Source organism: Terriglobia bacterium (genome assembly GCA_035712365.1).
GTDB lineage: Bacteria > Acidobacteriota > Terriglobia > UBA7540 > UBA7540 > SCRD01.
In genome coordinates this window covers 61,761-80,155 of record DASTAW010000002.1, presented here as the reverse complement: position 1 = coordinate 80,155, position 18,395 = coordinate 61,761, and the positions used below count along the sequence as shown (strand labels likewise).

General features: G+C 59.2%; 13 protein-coding genes. 6 read left to right on the top strand and 7 right to left on the bottom strand.

Annotated elements, in window-relative coordinates; translation table 11 throughout:
• Positions 1-664 precede the first annotated feature (664 nt).
• A complete protein-coding gene (locus tag VFQ24_00710) occupies positions 665-2,155 on the top strand; it encodes an aldehyde dehydrogenase family protein (GenBank protein ID HET9176861.1) in 1,491 nt (496 codons plus the stop codon).
• A gap of 9 nt (positions 2,156-2,164) precedes the next feature.
• On the opposite strand, the gene VFQ24_00705 is transcribed toward VFQ24_00710, so the two are convergent.
• From VFQ24_00705 to VFQ24_00690, 4 genes are all read right to left on the bottom strand, one after another.
• On the bottom strand, positions 2,165-2,857 hold the full coding sequence (locus VFQ24_00705) for a lipid-binding SYLF domain-containing protein (GenBank protein ID HET9176860.1): 693 nt from the start codon (positions 2,855-2,857) through the stop codon (positions 2,165-2,167).
• Between the two features lie 250 nt (positions 2,858-3,107).
• Positions 3,108-3,584 (bottom strand): peptidoglycan-binding domain-containing protein, encoded by a 477-nt coding sequence (locus tag VFQ24_00700; GenBank protein HET9176859.1) that lies wholly within the window; start codon positions 3,582-3,584, stop codon positions 3,108-3,110.
• A gap of 5 nt (positions 3,585-3,589) precedes the next feature.
• A complete protein-coding gene (locus VFQ24_00695) occupies positions 3,590-5,155 on the bottom strand; it encodes a Do family serine endopeptidase (protein HET9176858.1) in 1,566 nt (521 codons plus the stop codon).
• A gap of 289 nt (positions 5,156-5,444) precedes the next feature.
• Positions 5,445-6,023, bottom strand: coding sequence for a hypothetical protein (locus VFQ24_00690; GenBank protein HET9176857.1), 579 nt, complete (start codon positions 6,021-6,023; stop codon positions 5,445-5,447).
• A gap of 515 nt (positions 6,024-6,538) precedes the next feature.
• Here VFQ24_00690 and argS point away from each other — a divergent pair.
• On the top strand, positions 6,539-8,527 hold the full coding sequence (gene argS, locus VFQ24_00685) for an arginine--tRNA ligase (GenBank protein ID HET9176856.1): 1,989 nt from the start codon (positions 6,539-6,541) through the stop codon (positions 8,525-8,527).
• 99 nt (positions 8,528-8,626) lie between these two features.
• On the opposite strand, the gene VFQ24_00680 is transcribed toward argS, so the two are convergent.
• Positions 8,627-9,781, bottom strand: coding sequence for an NAD-binding protein (locus VFQ24_00680; GenBank protein HET9176855.1), 1,155 nt, complete (start codon positions 9,779-9,781; stop codon positions 8,627-8,629).
• 515 nt (positions 9,782-10,296) lie between these two features.
• Between VFQ24_00680 and VFQ24_00675 the strand changes: the two genes are divergently transcribed.
• Together VFQ24_00675 and VFQ24_00670 are read left to right on the top strand one after the other, a co-directional pair.
• Positions 10,297-11,841: a Fic family protein gene (locus VFQ24_00675; GenBank protein HET9176854.1), complete on the top strand. Its 1,545-nt coding sequence runs from the start codon at positions 10,297-10,299 to the stop codon at positions 11,839-11,841.
• A 77-nt stretch (positions 11,842-11,918) separates the two neighbouring features.
• Entirely contained in the window at positions 11,919-12,788 is an 870-nt protein-coding gene (locus VFQ24_00670; protein ID HET9176853.1) for a DMT family transporter, read from the top strand.
• 136 nt (positions 12,789-12,924) lie between these two features.
• Here VFQ24_00670 and VFQ24_00665 read toward each other — a convergent pair whose 3' ends face one another.
• On the bottom strand, positions 12,925-14,412 hold the full coding sequence (locus VFQ24_00665; GenBank protein ID HET9176852.1) for a leucyl aminopeptidase: 1,488 nt from the start codon (positions 14,410-14,412) through the stop codon (positions 12,925-12,927).
• A gap of 213 nt (positions 14,413-14,625) precedes the next feature.
• Positions 14,626-15,111, bottom strand: coding sequence for an SsrA-binding protein SmpB (gene smpB, locus VFQ24_00660; GenBank protein HET9176851.1), 486 nt, complete (start codon positions 15,109-15,111; stop codon positions 14,626-14,628).
• 341 nt (positions 15,112-15,452) lie between these two features.
• Here smpB and VFQ24_00655 point away from each other — a divergent pair, with 341 nt between their 5' ends.
• Positions 15,453-16,730: a TonB family protein gene (locus VFQ24_00655; protein HET9176850.1), complete on the top strand. Its 1,278-nt coding sequence runs from the start codon at positions 15,453-15,455 to the stop codon at positions 16,728-16,730.
• Between the two features lie 249 nt (positions 16,731-16,979).
• On the top strand, positions 16,980-18,320 hold the full coding sequence (locus VFQ24_00650; GenBank protein ID HET9176849.1) for a hypothetical protein: 1,341 nt from the start codon (positions 16,980-16,982) through the stop codon (positions 18,318-18,320).
• Positions 18,321-18,395 lie beyond the last annotated feature (75 nt).

Sequence of the window (18,395 nt, the reverse complement as noted above, 5' to 3'; positions counted from 1 at the left end):
CGTTTCCGGTTCGTTTTTTGGCAATTTTCCTTTGTTTTCAACAACCTCTCCGGTTCGTTTTTCAAAAAACGTGTTTTTTTGTCCCATTTGCCTCAAAACCAGCGCGAAAAGTGCCTTTTTGGGGACTGCAAAAATTCGCTCCTTGCCGGCACGCATTCGTCTACCGGCCACTGAGAAAACCGCTGGGCCAACCATGGGCCGCGCTACAAACACCCCGCTTCATTCCCTGATCCTGCACCGCCAATGTCGATGTTTAACCTGGCAGGTTTTGCCTGCCTCTCTGCAAGACTTGCGCCCGGCCGCGCGCCTTACCGGGAACCACTCTGTTAAGGCTACCATAGCTAGCCTACTAAGTCAAGCAAAATCGGCGGGAGAGGCTGGAAGGCAGGAGTCAGGGGCCAGAAGTCAGAAGTCAGGAGTCAGAAGTCAGGAGCAGCGGGTCCGTGCTTCAGAATTTCCCGATGATTGCTTCAGCGGCTGAAGCCCGCTGGATGGAGGTGCAGCGAACATCGGAGCTGGAGCTCCGACCTCCGAGGTAAAGCCCTGAGGGACCTCAGCCAACCAGCCCTCAGCCGGTTGTGCTGGCCCCCGCGCCGTGCTCCAATGAGATTGAAGCAGAATAGCGCGGGCTGGTTTGAAGTTTGCCGGCAGAATATGAGGAAGCATGAACAACGAACAAATCTATAAAAATTTCATTGGTGGCCGGTGGGTTGAATCTGTCAGCGGCGACACTTTCAAGAATATCAATCCGGCCGATTTGAATGATTGTCTCGGATCATTTCAGCGGTCGAACGCCGGCGACATCGATGCGGCGGTCGCAGCAGCGAAAGCAGCCTACCCAGGCTGGAGACGGACCCCGCCTCCCCAACGCGCTGAAATCCTGTTCCGTGCCGGACGCCTGCTCACCGAGCGGAAGGAAGCTCTGGCGCGCGACATGACACGAGAGATGGGCAAACCACTCGAAGAGGCCCGCGGGGACGTTCAGGAAGCCATTGACATGACGTTTTACATGGCCGGTGAAGGCCGCCGCCTGTTTGGCCATACCACCACATCGGAACTTCCCAGCAAATTCTGCATGACAGTCCGAAGCCCGATCGGCGTCTGTGGCCTGATTACACCCTGGAATTTTCCGATGGCCATCCCCGCCTGGAAAATGATGCCGGCGCTGATCTGTGGAAACACCCTGGTGCTCAAACCCGCGGAGGATACGCCTCTGTCGGCCTTCAATCTGGTGAAGGCGCTGGAAGAAGCCGGCCTGCCGCCGGGCGTGGTGAACTGCGTGAGCGGATTTGGCCCGGAAGCAGGCGCGCCGCTCACCGGGCATCCAGAGGTTCCGGTGCTTTCGTTCACCGGGTCTACGGAAGCCGGCCGCCAGGTGGCCCACGCCGGGGCGGAGCGTTTCAAGCATGTCTGCCTGGAGATGGGCGGCAAGAACGTGATTTTGGTGATGGACGACGCCCATCTTGACCTGGCAATCGACGGCGCCGTCTGGGGCGGCTTTGGAACCAGCGGCCAGCGCTGCACGGCCTCGAGCCGCATCGTCATTCATAAAGGTGTTTACCGGGAGTTTGAGCACAGGTTTGTCGAGCGAGCACGGAACTTGAAGGTGGGTAGCGGGTCGGATCCCAAGACTCAAGTGGGACCGTTGATTAACGAGGCCCAACTCAGGACGGTGGAACGTTACATTGAAATCGGTATCGGGGAGGGCGCCCGGCTGGTTTGCGGAGGAAAGCGCCTGACCGGCGGCGAATATGACGGCGGGTGGTTTTTTGCGCCCACCGTCTTTTCCGACTGCACTCCCGCGATGCGAATCAGCCAGGAAGAGATTTTCGGCCCAGTCGTCTCCCTGATTCCCTGCTCCAGCCTGGAGGAGGCAATCGAGATTGGGAACAGCACCGTATACGGTCTATCTTCATCCATTTACACGCGGAATATCAACAATGCCTTCAAGGCCATGCAGGAGATGCAGACGGGGATTTTCTACGTAAACGCGCCAACCATCGGGGCGGAAACCCACCTGCCGTTTGGGGGAACCAAGCAGACGGGCAACGGCCATCGCGAGGCCGCCACCGCAGCACTCGATTTCTACTCAGAGTGGAAATCGATCTACATCGACTACAGCGACAGGCTGCAAAGAGCGCAGATCGACACCTGAAAATGGAGTCTATTTGCCTCCGGCCTCGCGGACGTCGCGGGCTATCACATTGATGAGGCCCGCCGCTTCCGCAGGGACCTCCACGTGTCCGCCCAGGATAGAAGCCGGTTCAATATCGGCGCCATACATGGCGATGTCTGCGTCCCTGTCTGGCTTTACGACTGCGCCGTTGAGACTGACGCCGGCAAAGACCCCCCGGCTGCGCGAGTAGGTCAGAATTTCCGCGTGCATCTCGACGTCCGTGGCTGCCGCAGCGCGCCTTCCCACCGGGCCCGCCGCGGCGCTGGCATCAGCGCCCACCTTAAACTTGTCGCTCAGCAGCCGGTCCATGCCGCCGCGGTTTCTGAAGATCATTACGAGGTCGGTGGATGACCCGCCGATCTGGAACCCGAAACTGCCGCCGCTCACCAACAGGAACGCAGGAGCGCTCCAGTGGTCGCCTGCCAGGCACGTCACCAGGCCCCTTCCGTAGCTTCCGCCAAATACGAACGCGGCGCTTTTTTCTCCAGGAATAATTGCGATGCATTTGGCAGAACCCAGCAACTCCTGCGGGATGCCCCTGTCCGGCGCATTCATGATGTCTTCAAAAGCGAATCTGGAGCTGCGGATGCGATCGACATCCTGCTGGCGGCCGGATGCGGCCAGGGCTGGGACAGCAGTGGCAGCTAGAATCAGCGCAGCCGTAAGAAAGCGTATCTTCATTCAAGGTCCTCCATTCTAAACCTATCCAGGTTCGAGCCAGGCGGCAGTCAATGGGACCGCAAACACCGGATTTCCGCCTGCGTTGTGCTAATCAGCGAGACCGGCGCGTTCTATGCTGAAGCCGGGACTTCGCGGTTCCGCAGCCAGCATCGGTCCCGCGATCCAGTCGAGCCGACTCCGTTCAGAGTCTCTCCGCAGAGTAACCTCCCACGCTTGTGTTAGATGCAGATTTTCGGTTTCAGGAGGCCGGTCATTTTGTCGCTGGGGCAGCGGCAGCCTCATCAGTTTCCGTGGCGCTGCGATGGCTTTCAGAGCTGGCCTCGGGGTCCGATGCAGGCGAAGGTGCGAGTCCTGGCGGCAAGGGGTGCGGCCCCAACCCGAGAAGCAGTAGAGGCTTTGCTTCTGGAAGGCCTGTTGGAGAGAACCCATTCTGTTTCTGGAACTCACGCATAGCGTCGCGGGTTGCGGTGTCCCACTGGCCGCTGGGCTCATCGTGATAGACGCCGGCTTTGGCCAAAGCTTCCTGAATTTCCCGCACCCTTTCAGGCTGGATATGGACCTGCTTGTACCGGCGAGTGGCCTTCGAGCTCCGGCTTCGCCGGTGCGCCGCATGAGATCGCTGCTTCTGTTTTGCAGTCAGCGGCAGACCAGGGATAAGCAATAGCGCCGCAAAGATAGAGAGCGCCCAACGGACCAGCAGACGCGGGTTGGGGGAAATTCCGGTCATTTCATTCAATGCAAAGTGTCGGCCAGGAACATGGTTGTAAAGGACCCTCCCGCATGCCGCGCGACGAGCAGCAGGACATCCTGCCCCGACCGCAGAGTGCTCTGGAGGCGCACAAAATCCTCCAACGAGGAAACCGGATGATGGTTGATGCTGAGAATGATGTCCCCGGTCTGCACGTTGAGTTCAGCAGCAAAGCCTTCGGGAATGATCCTAGCAACCAGGACGCCCTGCGGCTTCGGGAGATGGAGTGCCTTCGCCAGTTGGGAGGACTGGTCCGGCGTAAGGTCCCGGACACTCGCTCCCAGAACACCTCCGGATTCTTCCGGCGCGCTCCGGGCGTCGTTTGGCGGAGGACTCGCCTGTTGCTGGGCAAGAATCCTGTTACGGTCCGCGACTTCTACCAAGGCCGTCTGTTGCTTCCCTTCGCGCAGTAACTCCACCTGCAACCTGCTGCCGACCTTGCTGCGCGATATGAGTTCGACCAGATCGTCCCCTGAACCGATGTCCTGGCCATTGATCGAAAGGATCACGTCACCCATTTTCAGGCCTGCACTAGCGGCCGGGCTGCCAGGCTCGACATTGTTGACGACGACGCCGTGATCGGCCCCAAAGCTTCGCAGCAGGGCAGGATTGCTTTGGTCGAGAAACGTGACGCCGATGGCGCCCCTCTGCACCTTTCCGGAAGCGATAAGGGAATTGTAAATGGCGCGGGCCGTGTCCGACGGGATCGCAAAGCCCACGCCGTCGTTCGATCCGCGGCTGGTGGCGATAGCGGTATTAATGCCAATCACCTGGCCGGTCATGCTCACCAGCGGGCCTCCGCTGTTCCCGGGATTGATGGCGGCATCGGTCTGAATGTAGCGCTTGAACTGTTCCTCCCTGCCGGGACCTATTTCGCGCCCTTTGGCACTGATAATACCGGCTGTCACAGTTGATTCAAGGCCGAAGGGGCTTCCGATGGCCAGCACCCAGTCGCCAACCTTCACCGAGGATGAGTCCCCAAACTGCGCAGCCGGAAGGCTCCTGCCGGCATCAATTTTGATGACGGCGAGATCTGTCCACTTGTCGGCCCCCACAAGCGTGGCCCTGTAGTGTGAGCCATCCCCGCCGTGCAGATAGACCTCGATGCGGTCCACCTCTTTGTCGGGGTCTCGCTGCATGACAACGTGATAGTTGGTCAGCACATAGCCGCGTGGGTCAAGGATGATGCCCGAGCCGAGGTTCCGCCGCTGGTAGTCTTCCTGACCGCCACCTGGTCTTCCGAAAAAACGGTTGAAGAAATCGTCCAGCGAATCATCACCGTCGCGAGGACCGAAACCGCGGGCAGAAGCCCGAACAGTGGTTTCCGTGTTGATGTTGACAACGGCGGGCTCGATCTGCTCTGCGACACGCGCAAAGCTGCTGGAGAGATCTACAGGCGAGGGCAGCGCCAGCGGCTGGGGCCCGGCCGGGTCGCCTGCCGAATGAACTGCGCGACTGCCGTGGAAAATGAGCGCGCCGATCGCGATGCCAACGCCAAGCGTTACGACAATCGCCAGGACAGTCAACTGCCGGCGCACACCAATCTGCATCCTTAATTCCTCGCGCCCGAGCCGTACGCCCGAAGCGGATTACGCGGGGCCCAGCAGAAATTATACACCGGATTTCCAGCGGCCGATGTCCGGCCTGGCGAACTAGCGCCTCTTCAGCAGCCGCCAGCGGCGAAGCGGGGGGCAATGCCCTGGCCCAGACGGTCCGCCACGGTGTGCGCAGATTGGCGCCGCATGGGCAGGGCACTGCGTTTTCAACAGGTACGAAGGCGCTTCTTGCCGCCCATCGGCAGAATTCCCCGAAGCGGCGGCAGGTACAGCGAACAAACGATCACGACTTGCGCGAGGTCTTCATGTCCTCTTTGGCCTGTTCTTTGCCCTTCTTTACCTCGGACTTGATATCCTTGTGGCTCAGGTTGGGATTGAGAGCCTGCAGGGCCTTGCCGAGAGTGTCTCCGCTTGTCACTTTGCCCTTAAGCTGGTCAAAGGGAATGTTGAGATTGTGCGAGACGTGAACGGCCGCCACGAACTCTCCGAGATTTTTGAAGCCGGAGGCAGCGTCCTGAACGTTGGTACCCGACGGCAGCAGATCCTGCACCTTGCTCGACAACTTTGTGTTTTGTGCGAGCAACTCTGATGGCGTCTTCTGGGTAATAGTCGGCCCGTTATTTCCGCCGTTCCGCCCACGGTCCATACCAGGGTTCTCCGCCCCAGGCTCGCGGCCCATCGGCCCGTTGTCCATGGGCCTTCGGCCCACGCCTGGTCCGCCACCCTGGCCCGATTGCCCCGCCTGGCCCATTCCGCCACCTCCACCCATTCCGCCGCCGCTCCGACCCTGGGCCATCAGTGGCAACCCGCTTAGACAAAACAAAACAGCCAAAGCCGTACTGAACAAAATTGCTCGTTTCATAGACTCTTTCCTCCTTCAAGGCATGAGCCTTCGGTGCGCTCTGTTTGTTATGCCCGCCTTCAGGGCATAGTGCGCGGCTTTAATCCACAGATGCAGGCGCCAGAAAGGCTGTTGCCTTGTTTGATCTGGGATTTGTGGCTGGGCGCGAAATCCGGTCAACCTGAAATCCACAGATGCTTCGGGCGCGAAGTTCTCCAAGTCATTGGAGGGGCCCAGCACCGTATACTGAGCCGAGCAATCAGGCATCCATCCCCTTAATCGCCTCAAGTCATTGATAATCCGAGTAAGCTGTTCAATTTGTCGTTTCCCAGAGTTGTGTGCCAGATCTCCCGCGAGGAGCAATTGTCACCGCCACGCATGTAATATTTTCTTCCCGCCCTCCGAGTTAGGGATTAGCCCAGGCAAGAAGAACGCATTTGCTATAATCTCTGGTTTACACATCAGGCAGATGTTTCGCCACGACGCAGCGGGCCGAGCGGACCAACTCAATACCCGCGCCAGCGAGGATAACTACGGTGTACCTGGAGATTCAGCGCAGAATCCGGCAGAGGTATCTGGAAAAGGTCAGGGAGCTCTTCAATCTGGAAGCCAGTGACCCGGTGTTTGATTTTCCGCCACGGTCCGAACTGGGAGACCTTTCGATAGCCGCCTGTTTCGAATTGGCAAAAAAGCTGCGGCAGCCGCCGCGCAAGATTGCCGAACAACTGGCTGGCCAGTTGCTCCCCATTGAGGGAATAGATCGCGTCAGCGTTGCCGGAGCGGGCTATCTGAATTTTCATCTCGACCGCGCTGCGCTTGCATCGGCGCTGTTCCATGTGCGCAGCTTCCCCACCCCTCCTGAATCCGTCCAGCCTGGCAAGGTGCTCGTCGAACACACCAGCATCAATCCCAACAAGGCGGCGCACATCGGCCATTTGCGTAACGCGGTGCTGGGCGATGCCTTCGTCCGCATGCTTCGCTTCCGCGGGCATCACGTGGAAATTCAGAACTACATTGACAACACCGGCGTGCAGGTGGCGGACGTCGTGGTAGGGTTCCGGCAACTTGAGCGGAAGAGCATTGACGACGTCCGGAAACTGGCCGAGGACAACGACGTCCGGTTTGATTACTACTGCTGGGACCTTTACGCGCGGGTCTCCAGCTTCTACGCCGAGAGCGGCGACAAGGAAATTCGCGCCCAGACCCTGAAGGCCATCGAAGAAGGCGAAGGCGAAGCCGCCGAGATGGCCCGCCTGATTTCAACCGCCATCGTCAAACTGCACCTTCGAACCATGCAGCGCATCAACGTCCGTTACGACTTGCTGGTGGAGGAAAGCGAAATACTGCGGCTCGATTTCTGGAAGAGCGCCTTTGAACGGATGAAGCAGATCGGCGCCATTCGGTTTGAAACCGCAGGAAAGAACGCCGGCTGCTGGGTGATGGACCTGGGCGGAGCGGAGTCCGAAAAGATCGAGGAAGAATCCGCAGCGGAAGACGTGAAGATCATTGTGCGTTCAAACGGAACGGTCACGTATGTGGGAAAAGACATTGCCTACCACATGTGGAAATTTGGCCTGCTGGGAAAGGATTTTTCTTATGCACCGTTCTACCGCTACAGCGATGGCCAGACGGTCTGGCGCACGGGCGAAGGGCCGGAAACGGGCGCGCCGGAGTTCGGGCACGCCTCCGAAGCCTACGCCGTGATCGACACGCGCCAGGCCTACCTGCAGAACATTGTGGCGGCTGCATTCAAAGCGCTGGGGTTCCATGACCAGGCGGAACACCTGCACCACTTTGCTTACGAAGTGGTGGGCCTTTCGCCGTCCTGCGCGCAGGAAATGGGATATGCACTTCGCCCGGAAGACCTGGAGAGAAGTTACGTTGAAGTGTCCGGGCGCAAGGGCCTGGGGCTGAAGGCCGATGATCTGATCGACATGCTGGTGGAGAAAGCCTCAGAGGAAGTTCGCTCCCGCGAGATGACAAGCGACCCCGCCGAGCAGGCTGCCTACGGCCGCATGATTGCCGTGAGCGCGCTGCGCTACTTCCTGCTGAAGTTCTCGCGCCAGGTAATCATCGCGTTTGATTTCAGAGAAGCGCTGGCCTTTGAAGGCGAAACCGGGCCGTACCTGCAATACACCATCGTGCGGGCGCGCAACATCTTCCGCAAGTACGCGGGCGATCATCAGGGCTTCAAGCCCGGATCGCTGGCGGAAAAACTGTCGGTTGCTGAATTGACCAGGCACTTTGAGGGCGAGGACGGTACCGCGTTCTGGGAACTGGCGGTCCTCACAGCGCACCTCGAGATGGTGGCGGAGCAGGCTATCTCCTCCACCGAACCGGCTGTGGTTGCCAAGTATGCCTTCCGGCTGGCGCAGGCATTCAACAATTTCTACCACCGCTTCCATATTCTTCGCGAGGCAGACCCTGGGCGGCAGACATTCCTGCTTTTCCTGGTCCAGGTGGTCGAGCGGACATTGACACTGACGCTCAATCTCATGGGGATCGACGTGCCGGAACGCATGTAAAGTCAAGCGTTCTGCAGGGTTACGCTGAAGGCTTAAAGCCGTGTCGCTGATCGTCTCCGGCTGGTTGTTCAGTCCGATATCCGGCCGGATGAACTGGGATCAGATCTTCAACAGGATCTGCCGGACCGCCTCTTCCTGGGTATGAGGAACGAATCCCACCAGCGTATCTCCGGATTGCAACACGGTGGAATCGTTCGGCGTCAGAACTTCCCCTCCCCGGACGATGCCGATGATTTTGCATCCGGAGGGCAGGCTGATCGCCTTCATTTTCTTTCCGGCCAGCTTTGTAGGCCCTGTCAGGCGGAATTCCATGATGCCCGCCGAGCACGACGCCAGATTGCCCACTGAAATCACCGGAGATTTCGGCGCCATATTTCGGATGGCACTGAACACGCCCGCCGTGGCGCTGACGGTTACGTCCACGCCCAGCCGCCTCATCAGCGGTTCGTTCTTTGGATTCTTCACCCGCGCGATTGTCTTGGGAACGCCAAAGCGATACTTCGCCACCTGACAGGAGATCAGGTTGTCGTCATCGTGGTTGGTAACGGAGCACAGGATGTCGGCCCTCGCCGCCCCGGCATGCTCCAGCACCTCCGCCGACGATCCTTCCCCCAGCACCACCGGGCAATCGACCTGCTGTGAAATCAGGTTGTAAGTGGCGCGATTCCTCTCAATGATGGTCACCTCGTGGCCGTTCTTCAGCAGCGAGCGGGAAAGGTAGTAACCCACCAGCCCTCCGCCAACAACCAGAACGTAGAACGATCCGTCGTGCGCTTCCAGCGGACGCTGCGCCACGCGCGGATTGGTGACCGGCACCGGACGCAGCGCCCTTGCCGGGACAGAGGATTTTACCGCCGCGCCCGTCAGCCCCGCCGAAAGCAGCTCGGCGCCGGCCGCCGTGATCGCCAGAGTTTCAACGCCGGCTTCGTGGAAATACGATTCGCGGTCAGGATCATAAACAATCGCCACCACGCGCGGCACGTTAAAAATCACCCGCGCAATCTGCGCCAGCATCAGGTTGGTGTTTTCATCGCGAGTCAGCGCCAGCAGGATGTCCGCGCTTTCTGCGCCCGCGTCGCGCAACAGGTCTTCGTCAATCGCGTTGCCGTAAAGGAACCGCACGCCCTCGGGCGGCTTGCCGCGCTCCAGCGCGGAACGCTCCTTGTCAACAATCACAACCTGGTGCGCAGCGGTGTCCACTTTTCTGATGAACTGCGAACCAACCCGCCCATACCCAATCACAATGATTTTCATGATGCCTTGCCCGCTCCGTCACAGGTTTCAAAAGGAAGAATGGCTTAAAGCAATTCTGCTTTAGCAGGTTGCTGAGAGGGGCCATGTTGTCATGCTGAGTGAACCGAAGCATCCTCGTATTTGGCCGAAAATAAATGCCGAGATTCTTCGCTCGCGCTCAGAATGACAGACGCAAAGACCCTTCCGGCAATCCCCTGAGAAGGAGTTATATTACTTTACTCCACCCTGCGCCGACTGGTTATTTAGCCAATCAGGGGTAGAGAGACCAGGGTAAGAAGGAAAACCTAAACCTCAAAAATGAACAGGCCAAAGGCCGAATATTCTAGTTTCATTCCGCCATGAGAGGGAACTTTATAAGCCACTGTGTTTAATGGCACAATCTGGGTTGATGCATAATATACTTGCAACCAAACGGCATTATTGACTTGCATTGTCACAACACAATATACTTGTGATTGCACAACAGAATACACTTGTTTTCGCCCGACGGAGGGCCCCAAGCCGGGAAGACAAATATGGCGACCCCGCCTAGAAAACTCGCAGAATCCCTCGATGTCCTGAAGACGCTTCAGGAAGGAGGAAGACGTGTATTCAAGTCGGACGAACTGAGCAGGGTCCACCGCGAACGGCTGGTGGCAAACGGTTTTTTGCAGGACGTGATGAAAGGCTGGCTGATTTCATCGGGCCCGAGCGCGCGCCCCGGCGACAGCACACCCTGGTATGCGTCGTTCTGGGAATTCTGCGCGCTTTACTGCAACGAGCGTTTCGGGAACGAGTGGCACCTCTCGACGGAGCAGTCGCTCTGGCTGCACGGCGAGAAGACGGTCATCCCGGAGCAAGTCGTAATTAACAGTCCAAAGGGCACAAACAATACGATCGGGTTTCCCTTCGGGACCTCGCTTTATGACCTGAAGGTACAGGAGATGCCGGTGGCAAGCGATCTGGTGACAAGGGATGGCTTGCGGCTTTTCTCGCCGGCGGCGGCGCTCGTGAGGGTGGCGGAATCCTTCTTCGCCCGCAGCCCTGTTGAAACACAGGTGGTGCTGGCAAGCCTCCGTGAGCCTTCCGACCTGCTGCGCCTTTTGCTTAATGGCGGCCATTCCGCGAAAGCGGGCTATCTGGCTGGGGCCTTCCGCCAGACCGGACGCCCTGCTTTTGCGGATGAGATCATCGGCACGATGAAGAGCGCGGGCTACGATGTGCGGGAAAGCAATCCCTTCGACGCTGTGCAGATATTCGGCATACCGCGCCGGGCTGCGGCCCCCATCGTAGGGCGCATTGAAATGCTGTGGGAATCCACGCGCGAAGCCGTCATCGAACACTTCCCGAAGCCGCCGGGACTCCCGAAAGACAAAAAAGCATACCTCCACCGTATTGACGAGATCTATAAGAGCGACGCCTACCACTCGTTGTCCATTGAAGGCTACTCGGTCACCCCGGAGGTGATCGAGAAAGTGAGACAGGGCAACTGGAGTCCCGAGCATGACGGTGATGACCGTCAGAGCCGTGACGCGCTGGCGGCGCGCGGCTACTGGCAGGCATTCCAGATGGTCAAAGCGACAATACGGAAAGTGATCGCGGGCGAAAACCCCGGTACGCTTGCGCGCGCGATGCACAAGGAGTGGTACCGTGGATTGTTCCAGCCTTGCGTCACGTCAGGCCTGATCGAGCCGGGTGCTCTGGCGGGATACCGGAATATCCCCGTATACCTTCGCACATCGCGCTTTGTTCCCCCACGCTGGGAAGCAGCCCGCGAGGCCATGCCGGTGCTCTTCGACCTCCTGGAAAAGGAAACGGAGCCGGGCGTGCGCGCCGTGCTCGGCCACTGGCTGTTCGGCTACATCCACCCCTACCCTGACGGCAACGGGCGGATGGCTCGTTTCCTGATGAACGTGGTGCTGGCTTCGGGCGGCTACCCCTGGACGGTTATCCGCGTTGACGACCGCGATGCCTACCTCACCGCGCTCGACCGCGCCAGCATCGAGATGGACATCAGACCTTTTTCCGCCTTCGTGGCAGAGCGCGTGCGCTGGTCGCTTGAACACCACAAACATCGGTAATCAAGACGAAGGGAGTGTGCATCGCCAGATGGACGATATGAATTTGAGCGAAATTGTCACATTCAGGGTTTTCCGATTTGAGTAAACGCACGAAAGCGGAAGTGCTTCTGGTAGCCGCGACCTTCTTCTGGGGCGCAACCTTTGTGATCGTCAAGGGCGCCCTGTCGGATGCCGCGCCGCTGGTGTTTATCGCCCTGCGTTTCCTGCTGGCGGGACTGCTCATGTGGTGGGTCATGGCGCGGGGACGAATTGAGCGCAAGGCTGTCCTCCCCAGCCTGCTGCTGGGAATGGTGCTCTTTTCCGGCTTCGCCTTTCAAACCTGGGGACTGCTTTACACCACTCCTTCCAAGAGCGCCTTCGTCACGGGATTCAGCGTCATCATGGTGCCCCTGATTTCAGTTTTTTTCGGATACCGCCTGGGCCGGGGAATCATGGCGGCGGCGGGCCTGGGCCTGGTGGGGATCTACTTCCTCGTTGTGCCTTCCGGGATTGGAGCGGTGAATCGCGGCGATATACTGACAATGTTCGCGGCGATTTCATTCGCCATTCATATCGTGCTGCTCGGTGCCTACTCGCGCCGCATTTCATTTCTGCAACTTGCGCCGGGACAAATCATGGTTGTCGGGACGATCGCCATCCTGGCAGCGCCGTTTGTCCCCACCACGACCCTGCATTGGACTGGCCGCCTGGTTTTCGCTGTTTTCGTGACGGCGATCTTCGCCACCGCTTTTGCCTTCAGCGCCCAGGTGTGGGCGCAGCAATACACCCCGCCGGCCCACACGGCCCTGATCTTTGCGCTGGAGCCCGTTTTCGCCATGTTGACTTCAATCATCGTTATCGGTGAGCATTTTGGCGGAAAAGAGTTTCTTGGTTTCGCCCTCATTCTGGCAGGGATGGTTGTCTCCGAGCGATGGGGCGGAACCACGCCCGCGCCAGTCGAAGGGTAGCAAGGAAAATTTAGAATTCTGAATTATGAAGGATGAAAGACGAAGCGTGATGCGCCAGCCCCGAATCTGACCAAAAGCCGAAGAGTCTCGAAATAACGAGACTCTTCACTACCCGCTCCTAAGCCAGCGGTTGCCGCTACTCGGCCAGGTGGGTCAGCAGATGGACGAGCGTGCGCACCGGGACTCCGGTGGGACCTTTGGCCAGCCAGGGCTTTTCGTCGTTTGACCACGCAGTGCCAGCGATGTCCAGGTGGACCCAGGGCGTCTCGCCTACAAACTCACCCACAAACATCGCTGCCGTAATGGCGCCTCCATGGCGGCCGCCCGTGTTGGCAATGTCGCCAATCGAACTCTTATAGAGATCACGGTAATCGTCGTCCACCGGCAACTGCCACATTTTTTCGCCCGTTTGCGTTCCGCTTGAGATCACGCGCTCAACCCACTGCTGGTCGCGGCCAAACACTCCTGTCATGATTTTTCCCAGCGCCACGGACACCGCGCCGGTGAGGGTTGCGGCATCAATCAGAACGTTGCAGCCAAGCTGGCGGGCGTAGGTGATGGAGTCGGCCAGCGCCAGGCGGCCTTCCGCGTCGGTATTGAGCACCTCGATCGTCTTGCCCGACATTGACGTGATCACGTCGCCCGGCCGATAGGCTTTGCCGCTGGGCATGTTCTCCGCTGCCGGAATGACGGCGATGACGCGCACATTGGGCTTGATGCGTGCAATCGCCTGCATCACTCCCAGCATGGTGGCGCCGCCGGCCATGTCGGTCTTCATCTCGTGCATGTCCGTGCTGGGCTTGAGGGATATGCCGCCTGAATCGAAAGTGATTCCTTTGCCCACCAGGCCAATCAGCGGCGACTCCGGCGCGCCGGCAGGCAAGTAGCGGAGCACCAGCAGCCGCGGCGGCTCCTCGCTGCCCTGGGCCACCGCCAGGAACGCCTCCATCTTCAGGCTGCGAATTTCATTCTCGCCCAGTTCCTGGTATTCAAGGCCCGCGAGCGACGCCAATTCGCGCGCCTTTCGCGCCAGGATGGTTGGCGTCATGCGGTTGCCGGGTTCGTTCACCAGCGAGCGTGCAAAGTTTGCCGCTTCCGCGATTGCCTGCCCGCGCTCGATCGCTGCATTCAGCTCGTCCGAAACCGCCAGACCTTCACCCGCAAGAATGAAGCTATCGATGCGGAAATCGCCATTGCGCTCCGTGCGGTAAACGTCGGAATCGTAATCTGCCATGACGGCGCTTTCGGCAAGGCATTGCACCTGCTCCGCCCCCGTTTCACTCCCGGCAAGCCAGGCCATCTCGCGGACTCCTCGCGCGCGCAGGTAGCGCACCGCGGCGCCCGCCAGGCGCCCCAGATGCATTGGCCTGAACTTCTCTTCTTTTCCCGCACCCATCACCAGCAGCTTGCTGGCGGCCAGCCCCGCGGGGCGGTGGACCAGCGTCCGCTCGTGGGCATTGCCCTTCAATTCCCCGCTTTCCTTCAACTCAGCCAGCAGCCGGCGGGTCTCCTCCGGAAGCAGAGTTACGGTGCCGCTGGCGATCGGATTGTCTTCAAAACACCAGGCCGTGACGGCCGGCAGGGCCAGCTCCGCCGGAGACTCTTGCTGCAGATCAATCTTCAATGGCGTTCTGCTCCTTCCACCGGAATTGCTGCCACGTGCTGCTCTGGGGCCAATCCCTGGCCCGTTGCTGAAAAAAGGTTCTTACGTCTGTCATTCTGAGCGGAGCGAAGAAGCTCGGCATTACTTTTTCAGGCAACTACGGGGATGCTTCGCTTCGCTCAGCATGACACCTCGGTTTTTCAGCAACCAGCCCGTGGGGCACGGCGAAAACAATCAGCCGGCGCGACGGCGGTAGTCCTGGATGGCCTTTTCAGTTTCGCGCTTGATGGTGCGGCGGCGTTCGGTCTCGCGGCGGTCGTAAACCTTTTTCCCTTTGGCCAGAGCGAGCTCGCACTTGATCTTGTTCCCTTTCAGGTAGAGCCGCGTGGGGACCAGCGTCAGGCCCTTCTCCTGCGTGCGGGAAGCGAGCTTATTGATCTCCTGCTGGTGCAGCAGCAGGCGCCGCTCGCGCACCGGATCGTGATTGAGATAACTGCCGGAGCTGTACGTGCTGATGTGGCAATTCATCAGCCAGACCTGCCCGCCCTTCACTGCGGCGTAGCTGTCCTTCAGGTTCACCTTCCCTTCGCGGATTGACTTCACCTCGGTCCCGCGCAACTCCATTCCAGCTTCAAATTTTTCAAGGAAATTGTAATAATGGCCGGCCTGCCGGTTGACGGCGAAATTCTTCATTCGAGCTTCGTCCATCTTGCTGGCCATTTTTGCCGCGCCCCTCGGCGTCTTCGACCGGAAGTCACCATGTTAGCACAGACGTTCCGGCGCATTCCGGAGGTGGCAAAGCCGGCCAGCAATTAACATGAAACCTAACTTCTGGATCAAGCATCCTTAGATCGTGGTATAAATTGGATGTGGGTGAGGCCCAAATGACTGGAATTTGTCACCAGGTTGTAAAAGCTTCGCCATGATACAATGTAGCTGTTGCTATTGCTGTTATGCGTCGGGTAGATTCAAATCTGGGGTACAACTCCGGGCTTGGCAGTCACATCATATCCTACGAGATTCACCACCGGCCAGGAGTGGGGCCCGGGTAAAGGTAATTGATGCCGACTATTGACACCCAAGCAGGTCCTGCCAGGAGCCAGGCCAATAACGGGTCCTCGAAATCCTCGCGCGAAGGCTTTACTTTCACCATCCCGGAAGCCCCGGGGTTCTTTTCCTCGCTGCGTGAAAATTTCCGCGAGTGGCGCCGTGCCTCCAGGATGAAAATTCCCGCCGAGTATGCTCGCGCCGGGGCCGTGCTTCCCGTCACGGAAATGCGTCCGTGGTATCGCGACTTCGGCCAGCAGATCAAGTCGTTGTTTGAGAAGCCGACCGAGCCGATCGGAATTTTTAATCGTGCGCAGGAAAAAAAGCGCGCGCTTTGCGGGGCCGTGGCTGCCATCGCCGGCGGAAGCGTCGCGTTCTGGCTCGCCGGGCCGAAAATGATCGTGCTGGGCGTCATCGGCGGTTACCTTGTGGGAGAAACCGCCGGAATCTTCGCCTTCAAAAAGCGTGAATATCCGCCCGACATCTGGCAGGATTACCAGCTCCAGCGGACCTCATGGGTGAACTCCGTCCTGGTCCATACCGTCGTAATCCTGGCCCTGATTCTGCCTTATTACATCTCGCAGATGCTGAATCCCCCGAAGAAAAGCGCTGTGGTGACGGATATTTCCCCTATCCTGTTCCAACTGCCGCCATCCGCCAACAAGGCAGGCGGCGGTGGCGGTGGCGGCGCTCGTACTCCAACCCCGCCGTCAAAAGGCAAGATACCGGAAATGGCGAAGATCCAGATGGCGCCGCCTGAGGTCACCATTCCCAAGGTCCAGCCTATCCTGCCCGTGAAGCCCACAATCCTTGGGCCGCCGGAAATGAAGCTCCCCGATATGGCGAAGAACGTTCAGTTTGGTGATCCGCTCCAAGGCGTTGCGGCGCCGCCTTCCGCCGGTTCGGGTTTTGGGGGAGGAATTGGCACCGGCCAGGGGACTGGAGTTGGGCCCGGCAAAGGCGGCGGCTTTGGTCCTGGCGAGGGCGGAAATACAGGTGGCGGCGTCTACAGCGTGGGCGGCAACGTCAGCGCCCCGATCCCGATCTACAAACCTGAGCCTCCCTATTCCGAGCAGGCCCGCAAAGCCAAATACCAGGGCACGGTGGTTCTCTGGATTGTGGTGGATGCGCAGGGCAATGTGACCGATGCGCAGGTGGTGAAGCCGCTCGGCATGGGGCTCGACGAGAACGCTGAGACCACCGTCAAGACCTGGAAGTTCAAACCCGCCATGCGCAACGGCGGCGCTGTGCCCGTCAAGGTGATGGTGGAAGTCAGCTTCCGCCTGTTCTGACAAGCTTTTCCGCTTCTTTTCTCTTTCCGACAGTCCCGTGCCAGGCAAGAATTCTCTGCCTCGTCCGCTGTGGCGGGCCCCCAAGAAGTGCGCTAATACTTCCGCAACAGTTCAACGGATTGCTGCATTTTCCAATAATCTGCTGCACGACTTCGTAAGCGGCTGCGGTATTCTATGAACTCTATTACAGCTTCTGGATGCTGGTGAGTTCCCTCTGATTGGGCGGGACAACAAGAGTGGAGTATACACATGCGACGTTCATTCGTTCGTGGATGGTTGGCGGTGGTGATGGCGCTGGGCTTCGCGCTCGCGGCCCATGGCGAGACGCCTGCATCGGACACCGAACCGCTCTCGGAAGATGGCCGGATCCTGGCGCTCGAAAAGCAAGTGGCCGAACAAAACCAGCGCATCGAGCAATTGGAGCAGCAGGTCCGGGCACTGCTGGGCCAGCAGAAAACGGCTGCCATTCCGGCAAACAACGGAAACTCAAAGCCGGCCCAGAGCGCTGCCAAAACCGAATCAACGGCAATGGCAACCACGGGTGATGCCCAGGTTCCTTCAACACAAGCGGCAACCAGCGCTGCAGCGCCAGTTAAACAGGAAACGCGCCCACAGCCTGAGAAAACCATCCGCGCCGCGCTTGCTCCTGTCCATTTTGGAGGTGATGTTTATCTCTACCAGTACGTGCCGCTCGGCATTTCCGGCGCGCGGCCCAAATTTGAGCTCTACGCTTTTTCGGCGCTTGTTGATGGGCAGAAAGGGCCATGGGGCTTCCACGCCGATTACCGTCTTCGCACCACGAAGCTTCGCAGCTTTTATCCCGGCAATACCTGGCTGCAGCAGGGCTACGTCCGCTATCGGACGGCTTACGGAGAGTTCAAGGCAGGCAGCTTCTACCGGCGCGTGGGCCTCGAATGGGACGATTCCTTCTTTGGCAACATCGAATATTTTGACGGATTCATGCTCGATCCGGAATTTGGCGTCGGGTTCGAGGGCTCGCACGAGCTTTCGGGCCGCCTGGGCGCGGAATATTCCTTGCAATACTTCTCCACCAACGCGCCTGTCAACGGTTCGCTGCCGGGCCGCGACTTTGTGTCTGAACCCGGCGCTCGCGCCAAAAACGACGTGACGGCACGTTTTGCGCCGGTGTGGCATTTCAACAATTGGGCATCGCTCAACGTGGGAGGATCGTTTGCCCAGGGCACCATCGAGCGCGACACGGCGCCACACAATCGGCGGCGCCAGGTTGCAGCCGACGCAACGTTGCAGCTCGGCCCGGTGCTGGCCTATGGCGAAGTGCTGCGCCAGACGGTCAGCGGCCAGGCCGTTCAGCCGCCGCAGGATGCCACCTATACTCTTGAGGGCATCCGCTGGGCGCGCGGGCGCTATCAGCCACGGCTGAATTACAGCCAGGCGAATTACCATGGCCTCAGCGGGCGGCGGGAATACATCCTGCAGCCGGGCATCAATATCCGGCTCGCCGACAATCTGACCTTCATTTATGAATTTGACTTCTGGCGGGAGCTCTCAGTAATGAAGCCAACAACTCTTGACCGGAGTTTGAACCTGGTTCTGCTGTACCATTTTTGAGAGGCGCTGAAACAATGTAGCGGCGGCTTTACGCCGCCACTTGGCGGCCCCGCCCCGGCGGGTTCGCTGCTACGG